Source organism: Janthinobacterium sp. 1L-D-8-B-C4 (assembly GCF_057291295.1).
Genome location: NZ_JBXAVX010000004.1, coordinates 380,966 through 393,234 on the forward strand (window position 1 = coordinate 380,966; position 12,269 = coordinate 393,234).

Sequence of the window (12,269 nt, forward strand, 5' to 3'; positions counted from 1 at the left end):
AAATATTCGCCACCTTGCGCAAAATGAAACACAATACACACTTCTGATGTCGCAAGCTTAGGAATCTGCCATGCGTATTTTACTTGCCGAAGATGACAGCGTGCTGGCCGACGGCTTGACCCGTTCGCTGCGCCAGTCCGGTTATGCCATCGACTGCGTCAAGAATGGCCAGGAAGCCGATACCGCCCTGTCCACCCAGGAATTCGACCTGCTGATACTCGACCTGGGCCTGCCCAAATTGAGCGGGTTGGAAGTGCTGCGCCGCCTGCGCGCGCGCGCTTCCCTGCTGCCGGTGCTGATACTGACGGCCGCCGATTCCATCGAGCAACGAGTCAACGGCCTCGATCTCGGTGCAGATGATTATATGGCCAAGCCCTTCGCCTTGTCCGAACTGGAGGCAAGAGTGCGCGCCCTGACCCGCCGCGGCGCCGGCGGCGGCGCCACCGTGATCAAGCACGGGCCGCTCAGCTATGACCAGGTGGGCCGCAGCGCGTATATCAACGAACAGATGATCGATTTGTCGGCGCGCGAACTGGGCCTACTGGAAATCCTGCTGGGCCGCACCGGCCGTCTCGTTTCCAAAGAGCAGCTGGTCGACCACCTGTGCGAATGGGGTGAAGAGGTGTCGAACAACGCCATCGAAGTGTATGTGCACCGGCTGCGCAAAAAGATCGAGGTGGGCGGCGTGCGCATCGCCACCGTGCGCGGCCTGGGTTACTGCCTGGAAAAATATACGGAAGCGCGCGTGCCGCTGGACGCCGGCGACATCGGCAAGTGAAGCCGCATGTAGCGCCAGCAGACGAACTGGCCGAAGACGACTGGTACGAGCCGCCCACCAGCGAGCACGATGAAACCATCCAGCACTCGCTGTTCGGCGAGATCCTCGACTGGATGCTGGCGCCGCTGCTGCTGCTGTGGCCGATGAGTATCGCCATCACCTATCTGGTGGCCAAGGGCATCGCCAACCAGCCCTTCGACCATGCGCTGGCAGACAATGTGACGATGCTGGTTCAGCAGGTCAGGCAGGCCGACGGCGCGCAGCCTGGCCGGCTGCCCGGCCGGGCCGGCGGCGCCTCGCGCGAGGCGCTGCGCGGCGACGATGTCGACGCCGTGTATTACCTGATGCTCGACCAGCAGGGCCGCTACCTGGCCGGCGACCGCGACTTGCCGCCACCGCAGGATGCCGAGCGCTATCGCAGCGGCACGGTGCTGTTTCGCAACGACTCGGTACATGGCACGCCGGTGCGGGTGGCCTTTTCGTATATCGACGCGCCCGACGGCGGCGGCGACGATGGTGAGCGCGCGCTGGTGCAGGTGGCGGAAACCCTGGAAAAGCGGGCCCAGCTGGCCAATGAAATCATCAAGGGCGTGATCTTGCCGCAATTTATTATCTTGCCGGTGATCCTGGCGCTGGTGTGGTTTGCGCTGTCGCGCGGCCTGTCGCCGCTGGCGCAGCTGCAGGAACGCATACGCGCACGGCCACCCGACGACCTGTCGCCGATCGATTCAAACCAGGTGCCCGAGGAAATCACGCCACTGGTCGGTTCGCTCAACGACATGCTGTCGCGCCTGTCCTTGTCGATCGACATGCAAAAGCGCTTTATCGCCGACGCCGCGCACCAGATGAAAACGCCGCTGGCCGGCATGCGCATGCAGTCCGAGCTGGCCTTGCGCCAGACCGACCAGGACGAGATCCACCGCTCGCTGCTGCAGCTGGCCAAAAGCTCGGAAGCGGCCACGCGGCTGGTAAACCAGCTGCTGGCCCTGGCCCGCGCGGAAAACCAGCCGCAGGCGGGCACGGCCTTTGAACCGCTGGAACTGAGCGAGCTGGCGCGCACCGTGGTGCATGACTGGGTGCAAGCCTCATTTGCCCAGCGCATCGACCTGGGCTTTGAACAAGCGGCGCAGCCGGTGATGATCTCGGGCAATCCCATGATGCTGCGCGAGTTGCTGGGCAACCTGATCGACAATGCACTGCGCTATACGCCGGTCGGCGGCAGCGTCACGGTGCGCGTGCGCAGCACCCAGGAGCTGGCCATCCTGGAAGTGGAAGACACGGGCCCCGGCATTCCCCAGGCCGAGCGCGCGCACGTGTTCGAACGCTTTTACCGCATTCTTGGCAGTAATGTCGATGGCAGTGGCCTGGGCCTGGCCATCGTGCGCGAAATTGCCCAGCAACACGGCGCCGAGGTCGACATCTTCCACAATCCGCGCGCGCATACGCCGAAATGGCCGGGCACCCTGCTGCGCCTGTCGATTGCCCTGCTGCCGCCGGAAACCCCGCCCGAGGACGACATCACGTATGGATAAGCCCAAGCCGGCGCCCAACCCCAACCTCAGCCCCGCGCTGCTGGCGCGCCGCGCCGCGCACTGGCAAGCCACCCGGCGCCTGACGGCGGTGCTGCTGCTGGTGTGGCTGCTGACGGGTTTCCTGACCGTGTTCTACGCGCGCGAACTGCTGCATCTGCAGTTGTTCGGCTGGCCGCTGCCGTTCTACATGGCGGCCCAGGGCGCCTCGCTGGTCTACCTGGCCATCCTCGGCTGCTATGCCTGGCGCATGCGCCGGCTCGACCAGCAGTTCCAGGCCGAGCCATTGCCATGAGCGCGCCACGCAGCCTGTTCAAGCGCCTGTCGCGCTACTACCTGCTGTTTTCGGCCGGCTTTGCGGCCTTTTTGCTGGCCTTGACGGTGCTGGAACAGGAAGGCATGTCGCGCGTGTGGATCGGCTATCTGTTCATGTTTGCCACCATCACCCTGTACGCCACCATCGGCGTCATCAGCCGCACCTCGAACGTCACCGAATACTATGTGGCCGGACGGCGCGTGCCGGCCCTGTTCAATGGCATGGCCACCGCCGCCGACTGGATCTCGGCGGCCAGCTTCATCAGCCTGGCCGGCGGGCTGTACCTGAATGGTTTCGATGGCCTGGCCTTCATCATGGGCTGGACCGGCGGCTATTGCCTGGTGTCGCTCTTGATCGCGCCCTATTTGCGCAAGTTCGGCCAGTACACGATTCCCGATTTCCTGGCAGCGCGCTATGGCGGCGGGCCGGACAACAAGGGCGCGCCGGTGCGCGTATTGGCCGTGGCCGCCACCATCGTGGTCTCGTTCACCTATGTGGTGGCGCAGATCTACGCGGTCGGCCTGATCGCCTCGCGCTTTACCGGTGTCGATTTTTCGGTCGGCATTTTCCTTGGACTTGCCAGCATTCTGGTGTGTTCTTTCCTGGGCGGCATGCGCGCCATTACCTGGACCCAGGTGGCGCAGTACATCATCATCGTGGTGGCCTTTCTGATACCCGCCATGTGGCTGTCGGTCAAGCATGCCGACAATCCGGTGCCGCAGATCGCCTACGGCAAGGTGCTTACGCAGCTGAGCGCGCGCGAGCAGGTACTGGACCAGGACCCGAAGGAACAGGAAGTGCGCGACATCTACGCCCAGCGCGCGCGCAACTACCAGATCGAACTCGATGGCTTGCCCGCCGCGTGGGATGCAGGCCGGCTGGCGGCCCAGCGCCAGCTCGATATCCTGCGCAAGCGCAATGCCTCGCTGTTCGATATCCGCAGCGCCGAGCGGGCCCTGCTCGCCTATCCGAAAAGCCCGGAAGAGGCGCGCAGCGCCTGGCAGGCGGCGCTGGCCTTGAATTTGAAGCGGGCCGAGCCGATCACGCCGCATGCCCAGCCGTTTCCCGCACCCGACCGCGCACAGTCCGATATCAAGCGCAACAATTTCCTGGCCCTGGTCTTCTGCATGATGCTGGGCACGGCCGCCCTGCCGCATATTTTGATGCGCTCCTACACTACGCCGTCGGTGCATGAAACCCGCGTGTCGGTATTCTGGACCCTGTTTTTCATCCTGCTGATTTACCTGACGATTCCTGCGCTGGCGGTGCTGGTCAAATACGATATTTATTCGGCCCTGGTCGGTACCCAATATGCGCACTTGCCGACCTGGGTCTCGTACTGGGCCAATGTCGACAAGCTCAGCCCCTTGATCAGCATCGTCGACGTCAACCGCGACGGCGTGGTGCAACTGGCCGAGATCGCCATCGACGCCGACGTGCTGGTGCTGGCCACGCCCGAGATCGCCGGCCTGCCGTATGTCATTTCGGGCCTGGTGGCCGCTGGCGGCCTGGCCGCCGCCCTGTCGACGGCGGACGGCTTGCTGCTGGCCATTTCCAACGGCCTGTCGCACGATATCTATTACAAGGTGGTCGACCCGACCGCCTCGACGCAAAAGCGCGTGACGATCTCGAAACTGCTGCTGCTGGCGGTGGCCTTTATCGCCGCCTACGCCGCCTCGCAAAAACCGGCCGATATCCTGTCGCTGGTCGGCATCGCCTTTTCGCTGGCCGCCTCGACCCTGTTCCCCTCACTGGTGCTGGGGGTGTTCTGGAAACGCGCCAATCACCATGGCGCGGTGGCCGGCATGCTGGCCGGTTTTGGCGTCTGCCTGTACTACATGCTGCAGACCAGCCCGATGCTCGGTGGCGGCCCGGCCGGTCAGTGGTTCCATATCGCGCCGATCGCCGCCGGCATTTTCGGCATGCCGGCCGGCATGCTCACTACTGTGCTGGTCAGCCTCCTGACGCCGGCACCGGGCCGGCGCAGCACCGGGCTGGTCGACCATATCCGCGCGCCGGAATAAAACCGCCGGCCGGGCTGGCCAAATGCACGCTGAAATGTTAGCCTGCGAGAAACAGTATAAAAATAGATACCATATTTGACATTCTCGACAGGAGTATTCATGCAGTCCAGCCTGGCCCGTTTCACCGCAGCACTCGGCACCGTTTTCATGCTCACCTGCGCCAGCCTGCCGGCCCATGCCGACACCGCCGCCAAACCCGCCAGCGGCGCCCCGATTCCGGTCGCCGATTTTTTCAACAACCGGGCCTTCAGCGGCGCCGTGATGTCGCCCGACGGGCGCCACCTGGCCGTGCTGGTCAGCGCCAGGGGCGGACGGGTTCAGCTGTACACGGTGGAACTGGTCGGCATGAAAGTGAGCGGCCTGACCTCGTTCGAGGATGCCGATATCGCCCGCATCGCCTGGGTCAACGACCAGCGCATCGTCTACAGCGTGGCCGACCGCAATATCGCCCAGGGCGAGGTGCGCCACGGCCCCGGCCTGTATGCGATCAATCTCGATGGCAGCAGTTTCCGCCAGCTGGCCAGCAATACTTCCACCAACAGGACCGCCACCGGTTCGCATATCGGTCGCGCCACCCTGGACTGGAACACGCGCCTGCTGGCCACCAGCAGCGTGGCCGGCTCCGACGATGTATTCGTGACGCAAACGCAATGGAACACGGCCGGCAAGCCATCGAGTACCGTGCACCGCCTTAATACGGTGACCGGCATCAGCAAGCTGGCCGCCTCCGTGAACGGCGCCGAAGACTGGCTGATGGACCAGCATGACGAAGTGCGCATCGCGATCACCTCCGACGACAAGACCGAGACCATCCACTATCGCGAGAATGCCGGGACGCCCTGGCGCAAGCTGCACGAAAGCGATCTGTACCACGCCGTCAAAGGCGATTTCTCGCCCGCCTTCTTCGATGCGAATGGCAACTTCTATGTCCGCGCCTCGCATCATGGCGTGGAAGCGCTGTTTTTGTATGACTTGAAGACGGCCACCATCAGGGACACGCCGCTGGCCGATACGCCGGGCTATGACTTCAATGGCAATCCGGTCAACAACCACAAGAAGTTGCTGGGACTGCGCTACGAGACCGATGCGGCGGGCACCATCTGGTACGACAAGGAAATGAATGCCATCCAGGCCAAAATCGATACCCTGCTGCCCAATACCATCAACGTCCTGTCGGTGGCCGCGCGCGGGGAAACGCCGTTCGTGCTGGTGGCCGCCTCGTCCGATGTGGAACCGGGCGTGGAGCTGGTCTACAACAAGGAAACCGGCGTGCTGATGCCGCTGGGCAGCAGGCAGCCAGGCATCGATCCGCAGCGCATGTCGCCCAAGACCCTGGTGCGCTACAAGGCGCGCGATGGGCTGGAAATTCCCGCCTACCTGACCCTGCCCAAGGGCCACGGCGGCAAGAATTTGCCGATGGTGGTGATGGTGCATGGCGGTCCCTGGGTGCGCGGCGGCCACTGGAACTGGAACGCCGAAACGCAGTTTCTCGCCTCGCGCGGCTATGCCGTGCTGGAGCCCGACTATCGCGGCAGCACCGGCTACGGCAACGCGCATTACAAGGCCGGCTGGAAGCAATGGGGCTTGAAGATGCAGGACGATATCGCCGACGGAGCGCGCTGGGCCATCGCCCAGGGCCATGCCGATCCGCAGCGCATCTGCATCGCCGGCGCCAGCTATGGCGGCTACTCCACCCTGATGGGCCTGGTCAACGATCCCGAGCTGTTCAAGTGCGGCATCAACTGGGTCGGCGTGACCGACATCAACATGATGCGCGACGGCCACTGGACCGGTGACTCCGACCTCAGCGATTCCTACACCAAATATGGCATGAACGACATGGTGGGCGACCGCATCGCCGATGCCGCCCAGTTGAAAGCCACCTCGCCAGTGCAACAGGCGGCTCGCATCACGCAGCCCTTGCTGCTCGGCTACGGCGGCGCCGACACACGCGTGCCGATCAGCCACGGCCGCGCCTTGCGCGACGCCGTCAGCAAGACCAACCGCGATGTCGAATGGGTGGTCTACCAGGAAGAGGGACACGGCTGGGCGCTGCCGAAAAACAATATCGATTTCTGGACCCGCGCCGAGAAATTGCTACAGCGCAGCATCGGCAAGCCGCTTGCGCAATGACGCCGCAATAGTAGAAAAAAATTTATCTGAATGATAATATGTTTCCCTACGATAATTATCAAAAAGGGAAACATGTTCACCAAGAACGTACGCGGCGCGCTGCTGGCCTGTCTGACCCTGGCATGGACGCCGCTCCAGGCCCAGCAAACCATGGATGCGCCAGCCAACGTGGCCGTGCAAGCGTCTCGGATTCCCGTCGAAAACTTTTTTGAAAACCAGTCCTTCAGCGGCGCCGTCCTGTCGCCGGACGGCCGCCGCCTGGCCGTGCGGGTGGCGCCGCCGGGCCAGCGCGTGCGCCTGGCCGTGCTGGAACTGGACAGCATGCAAGTCAAGGTGGTGGCCTATTTCAGCGATGCCGATGTCGACGCCTTCCACTGGGTCAACGACCAGCGCCTGGTGTTCGACCTGGAAGACCGGCAACTGGCGCAGGGCGCGCAGCGCTACGGGTCTGGCCTGTACGCCGTCAATGTCGATGGAAGCAATTATCGGCAATTGGTGACGCGCAACCACATGCTGCAAAACAAGCGGGCCTTGCTGATGCTGCCGTGGAACACTTATTTATTGTCGAGCATCGGCGACCAGCAATCGGACGACGTCTATGTCACGCAGCCGGATTTCAGCCAGCCGGGCAATGTCGTCGATGAGCCTTTGATGCGCCTCAATACCAGCACCGGCACCTACAAGACCGTGACCCAGCCGGCAGGCACGCGCAACTGGCTGTTCGACAAGGCGGGCGAGCTGCGCATCGTGCAGGTACGCATCAATGGCCAGGATACCATCCTGTATCGCGACCAGGCAGCGGCGCCATGGCAGACCCTGGCCACCTTCAGCGCCTATGGCGGCGGCAAGGATATCTTCCAGCCGGCGTTTTTCGCGCCCGACGGCACGCTGTACGTGCATGCGCTGCGCGGCGGCGACAAGCTGGCCCTGTACCGCTACGACCTGGCCGGCAAGCGCATCGACGACACGCCCCTGGCCGCCGCGCCCGGCTTTGACGTGCGCGCGGAAATGCTGGGCACCGAAGGCCGGCTGCTGGGCCTGCGCTATGAAGCCGATACGCAAACCACGCAGTGGCTCGATGAAAAAATGCAGGCCATGCAAAAGCAGGTCAACGCCCTGCTGCCGATGACGGTCAACAGCCTGTCTACCGGGTGGCGTTCGACCACGCCGTTCATCCTGGTGCGCAGCTTTTCCGACACCACGCCCACCATCTACCGCCTGTTCAACAGCGAAACGGGCAACTTGAGCGTGCTGGGCGGCGCCCATCCCGCCATCCTGCCATCGCAAATGGCCAACAAGGACTTGCGCCATTACAAGGCGCGCGACGGCCTCGACATTCCCGCCTGGCTGACCTTGCCCAGGGGGCCAGCGAAAATGCGGCCGATGGTGGTGCTGGTGCATGGCGGGCCGTGGGTGCGCAATACCTGGGACTGGAATGCCGAAAGCCAGTTCCTCGCCTCGCGCGGCTATGTGGTGCTGGAGCCGGAATTTCGCGGCAGCACGGGCTACGGCCAGCAGCATTTCAAGGCCGGCTGGAAACAATGGGGCCTGAAAATGCAGGACGATATCGCCGACGGCACGCGCTGGGCGATCGAGCAGGGCATCGCCGACCCGCGCCGCATCTGCATCGCCGGCGCCAGCTATGGCGGCTATGCGGCGCTGATGGGCCTGGTCAACGATCCGGACTTGTACCGCTGCGGCATCGACATGGCCGGCGTGACGGACATCGACCTGCTGCGCGACGGCAGCTGGGGCGGCTACTCGGACATTTCGCAGGACTACCGCAAGTACGGCATGCCCCTGCTGGTGGGCGACCCCGTCAAGGATGCGGCCCAGTTCAAGGCCACCTCGCCGCTGCAGCAGGCAGCGCGCATCCGCCAGCCGCTGCTGCTGGCCTACGGCAGCGCCGACCAGCGCGTGCCGCTGCCGCATGGCCGCAAGTTTTACGAGGCCGTCAGGAAAACCAATCCGCAGGTGGAATGGATCGAATACGCCGCCGAAGGCCATGGCTGGGCCCTGCCCGTCAACCGCTTCGACTACTGGCGCCGGGTGGAAGCGTTCTTGCAGCGCCATATCGGCACACCCGGCACCACCACCAACTGACGCACACATGACACTCCTTCACTTCCTGCGTGCATCCCTGGCGGCCACCTTTTTGCTGACGCTCCATGCCGGCGCGCAGGAGACAGCCCAGCCGCCGCCGATTGCCGACTTCTTTGCCAACCCCGAGTTCAGCGGGGTGCAGCTGTCGCCCGATGCGCGCCACCTGGCCGTGCTGGTGCTGGGGCCGAACGGGCGCGAGCGCCTGGCGGTGGTCAACGTGCTTGATAACAGCATCAAGGTGGTGGCCCAGTTCGACGATGTCGATGTAGGTCAGGTGGAATGGGTCAATCCCGAGCGCCTGGTCCTGACCACGCGCGATTATCAGAGCACTCCCGGCGAACAGCGCTATGCGCCCGGCCTGTACGCTGTCAACCGCGACGGCAGCGATTTTCGCCAGCTGGCCGAGCGCGGTTTCGCACCCAACCTGTCGACTTCCATCTACAAGCCGCTGCCCTGGCATACCTGGCTGACGGGCCAGCGCGGCGCGCAGGATACCAGCGCCATCTATGTGCGCAGCGCGGTCTACACGGCCACGCGCGAACTCGACTACATGGCCCTGCTGAAGCTCGACACCGTCACCGGCCGCAGCACCGCCGTGGCGCCGCCGGGCAAGGTGCGGCGCTGGCTGCTGGATCAGGATGGCGAGCCACGCCTGGCAGTCACGAAGGAGCGCAATGTCGAAACGATTTTGTACCGCGAGCCGGCCAGTGGCGCCTGGCGCCAACTGGCGCAATTCGACGCCTATCTGAAGGGGAAAGACGCCTTCACACCGCTGGCCTTCGGCCCCGACGGCACCTTGTTTGTCAGCGCCCGCCTCGGCAGCGACACGCTGAACCTGCATGCCTGGGACCTGGTCGCCAACCGCGTCGACGCCACGCCGGTGATGGCGCTTGAGGGCTACGATTTCAGCGGCAGCCTGATGGTCGGCAAGGGCAAGCTGCTGGGCCTGCGCTACCTGGCCGAGCGGCGCGGCACGCGCTGGTTCGACCCGTCCATGGCCACCACCCAGGCCGGCATCGATGCGGCGCTGCCGCAGACCGTCAACCTGCTCTCGGTCGCGCCCAGGGCGGCCACGCCGTTCATGGTGGTGGCCTCGTATGCCGACGTGCAGCCGGTGACCTTTTCCCTGCTCAACAGCGAGACCGGGCAATTGACCGCCATCGGCGCCTCCCTGCCACGCATCAAGGCAACGGAGATGGGCAAGCAAAAGCTTGTGCATTACCCGGCGCGCGACGGCCTGGCGATCCCGGCCTGGCTGACGCTGCCCGTCAACAGCGACGGCAAGAACCTGCCGCTGGTGGTGCTGGTGCATGGCGGGCCGTATGTGCGCGGCTCATCCTGGCAATGGGACAGCGAAGTGCAGTTCCTGGCCTCGCGCGGCTACGCCGTGCTGGAACCGGAATTTCGCGGCAGCACCGGCTTTGGCAGCAAGCATTTTCACGCCGGCTGGAAGCAGTGGGGCCTGAAAATGCAGGACGATATCGCCGATGGCGCGCGCTGGGCGATTGCCCAGGGCGTGGCGGACAGCGGCCGCATCTGCATCGCCGGCGGCAGCTATGGCGGCTATGCCACCCTGATGGGGCTGGTCAACGACCCTGATTTGTATCGCTGCGGCATCAACCTGGTGGGCGTAACCGATATCGGCCTGATGTACACCGGCCACTGGAGCTTTGCCTCGGATATCAGCGACGAGCTCAAGCAGTACAGCATGCCGGAACTGATCGGCGACCCGGTCAAGGATGCGGCGCAGTTCAAGGCCACCTCGCCGATCGTCCAGGCCGCGCGCATCACCCAGCCGCTGCTGCTGGCGTATGGCGCGCTCGACAAGCGCGTGCCGCTGTACCACGGCAAGCAGTTCTATGCGGCAGTCAAGGAACATAATCAGCAGGTGGAATGGGTGGTCTACGAGGAAGAAGGGCACGGCTGGTCGCTGCCGAAGAACCGCATCGACTTCTGGACCCGGGCCGAACGATTCCTTGACAAGCACATCGGAAAACACAGCGCGGCGGCCAAAAAGGAGTAGGCTGGAGGGCCGGACAACTCGCGAGGAAATGCCATGCCATCTGGAAAAATTCTTGTTGCGCAAGGTGGTGGCCCGACCGCCGTCATCAACCAGTCGCTGGTGGGCGTGGTGCTCGAATCGCGGCGTTTCCAGCACGTCACGCGCGTGTATGGCGCGCTGCACGGCGTGCGCGGCATTATCAATGAAGACTTTGTCGACCTGACGCAGGAAACCAGCCACAACCTCGAACTGGTGGCGGCCACGCCGTCGTCGGCGCTGGGCTCGACGCGCGACAAGCCCGATATTGCCTACTGCCAGCAAATCTTCCAGGTGCTGCGCGCACACGAGATCGAACATTTCTTTTATATCGGCGGCAATGATTCGTCCGACACGGTGCGCATCGTCAGCGAGGAAGCGCAGAAAGCCGGCTACCCGCTGCGCTGCATCCATATTCCGAAAACCATCGACAACGACCTGGTCGGCAGCGACCATACACCCGGCTTTCCGTCGGCCGCGCGTTTCGTGGCGCAGGCGTTTGCCGGCGCCAACCTCGACAACGCCGCCCTGCCCGGCGTGTATGTGGGCGTGGTGATGGGCCGCCACGCGGGCTTTCTGACGGCCGCCTCCGCCCTGGGGAAAAAGTTCCCCGACGACGGACCGCACCTGATCTACGTGCCGGAACGCACCTTCGTGCTGGAAAAGTTTCTTGCCGACGTGAAGGCGGTGTATGAAAAGCATGGCCGCTGCGTGATCGCCGTCTCGGAAGGCATCCACGATGCGTCTGGCGAGCCGATCGCCAGCCTGCTGGCCAAGGAGGTGGAACGCGATGACCACGGCAATGTGCAGTTGTCGGGCACCGGCGCGCTGGCCGACCTGCTGTGCGACGAGATCAAGGAAAAACTGGGCATCAAGCGCGTGCGCGGCGACACCTTCGGCTATTTGCAGCGCTCGTTTATCGGCTGCGTCTCGGACGTCGACCAGCGCGAAGCGCGCGAGGTGGGTGAAAAAGCCGTGCAATACGCGATGTGGGGCGAGCGTGACGGCTCGGTCGCCATCAAGCGCACCGGCTTTTACTCGGTCGACTATGAATTGCTGCCACTCACCGAGGTGGCGGGCAAGACGCGCACCATGGAAGACGCCTTTATCAGCGACAGCGGCACCGATGTGACGGACGCCTTCCGGCTGTATCTGCGCCCGCTGCTGGGGTCGGGCATGCCCGATGCGTTCCGGCTGCGCTGCGCCAAGGTGGCGAAGATTCTCAAGCCGTAAAAAAAGCAGGCGCGCGCAAGTGAACTGCCCCCCGAAAGTTGGACACAAACTTTCGGGGTTTTTTATGGCAAAGTACAGTATGCAATTCAAACTGGACGTTATCCAGCAATGTCTA

The 12,269-nt window shown here is 63.9% G+C and carries 8 protein-coding genes; all 8 read left to right on the forward strand.

Features of this window, described 5'->3' with window-relative positions:
* The first annotated feature begins 70 nt into the window (after positions 1 to 70).
* Positions 71 to 778, forward strand: a complete 708-nt coding sequence (locus AC0Z42_RS10495) for a response regulator (RefSeq protein ID WP_485468157.1) — start codon at positions 71 to 73, stop codon at positions 776 to 778.
* A complete protein-coding gene (locus AC0Z42_RS10500; protein WP_485468158.1) occupies positions 775 to 2,310 on the forward strand; it encodes a sensor histidine kinase N-terminal domain-containing protein in 1,536 nt (511 codons plus the stop codon). Before AC0Z42_RS10495 ends, AC0Z42_RS10500 begins: the two co-directional genes overlap by 4 nt.
* A complete protein-coding gene (locus AC0Z42_RS10505) occupies positions 2,303 to 2,602 on the forward strand; it encodes a DUF4212 domain-containing protein (RefSeq protein ID WP_485468159.1) in 300 nt (99 codons plus the stop codon). Before AC0Z42_RS10500 ends, AC0Z42_RS10505 begins: the two co-directional genes overlap by 8 nt.
* On the forward strand, positions 2,599 to 4,647 hold the full coding sequence (locus tag AC0Z42_RS10510) for a VC_2705 family sodium/solute symporter (RefSeq protein WP_485468160.1): 2,049 nt from the start codon (positions 2,599 to 2,601) through the stop codon (positions 4,645 to 4,647). The genes AC0Z42_RS10505 and AC0Z42_RS10510 overlap by 4 nt, the downstream gene beginning before the upstream one ends.
* 99 nt (positions 4,648 to 4,746) lie before the next feature.
* Positions 4,747 to 6,780 (forward strand): S9 family peptidase, encoded by a 2,034-nt coding sequence (locus AC0Z42_RS10515; RefSeq protein WP_485468161.1) that lies wholly within the window; start codon positions 4,747 to 4,749, stop codon positions 6,778 to 6,780.
* Between the two features lie 72 nt (positions 6,781 to 6,852).
* The gene (locus AC0Z42_RS10520) at positions 6,853 to 8,883 is read left to right on the forward strand and encodes an alpha/beta hydrolase family protein (RefSeq protein WP_485468162.1); all 2,031 of its coding nucleotides are present in this window, start codon (positions 6,853 to 6,855) and stop codon (positions 8,881 to 8,883) included.
* 7 nt (positions 8,884 to 8,890) lie between these two features.
* Positions 8,891 to 10,906 carry an alpha/beta hydrolase family protein gene (locus tag AC0Z42_RS10525; RefSeq protein WP_485468163.1) on the forward strand — a complete coding sequence of 672 codons (2,016 nt, stop codon included), beginning with the start codon at positions 8,891 to 8,893 and terminating at the stop codon, positions 10,904 to 10,906.
* Positions 10,907 to 10,939: 33 nt separating this feature from the next.
* Positions 10,940 to 12,154, forward strand: coding sequence for a 6-phosphofructokinase (locus tag AC0Z42_RS10530; RefSeq protein WP_485468164.1), 1,215 nt, complete (start codon positions 10,940 to 10,942; stop codon positions 12,152 to 12,154).
* The last annotated feature ends 115 nt before the right edge of the window (positions 12,155 to 12,269 follow it).

Excerpts from the sequence above, each read along its gene's own strand:
- AC0Z42_RS10530 (WP_485468164.1), top strand. The coding sequence starts at position 10,940 with ATGCCATCTGGAAAAATTCTTGTTGCGCAAGGTGGTGGCCCGACCGCC.
- AC0Z42_RS10520 (WP_485468162.1), top strand. The coding sequence starts at position 6,853 with ATGTTCACCAAGAACGTACGCGGCGCGCTGCTGGCCTGTCTGACCCTG.
- AC0Z42_RS10515 (WP_485468161.1), top strand. The coding sequence starts at position 4,747 with ATGCAGTCCAGCCTGGCCCGTTTCACCGCAGCACTCGGCACCGTTTTC.
- AC0Z42_RS10510 (WP_485468160.1), top strand. The coding sequence starts at position 2,599 with ATGAGCGCGCCACGCAGCCTGTTCAAGCGCCTGTCGCGCTACTACCTG.
- AC0Z42_RS10495 (WP_485468157.1), top strand. The coding sequence starts at position 71 with ATGCGTATTTTACTTGCCGAAGATGACAGCGTGCTGGCCGACGGCTTG.
- AC0Z42_RS10505 (WP_485468159.1), top strand. The coding sequence starts at position 2,303 with ATGGATAAGCCCAAGCCGGCGCCCAACCCCAACCTCAGCCCCGCGCTG.
- AC0Z42_RS10525 (WP_485468163.1), top strand. The coding sequence starts at position 8,891 with ATGACACTCCTTCACTTCCTGCGTGCATCCCTGGCGGCCACCTTTTTG.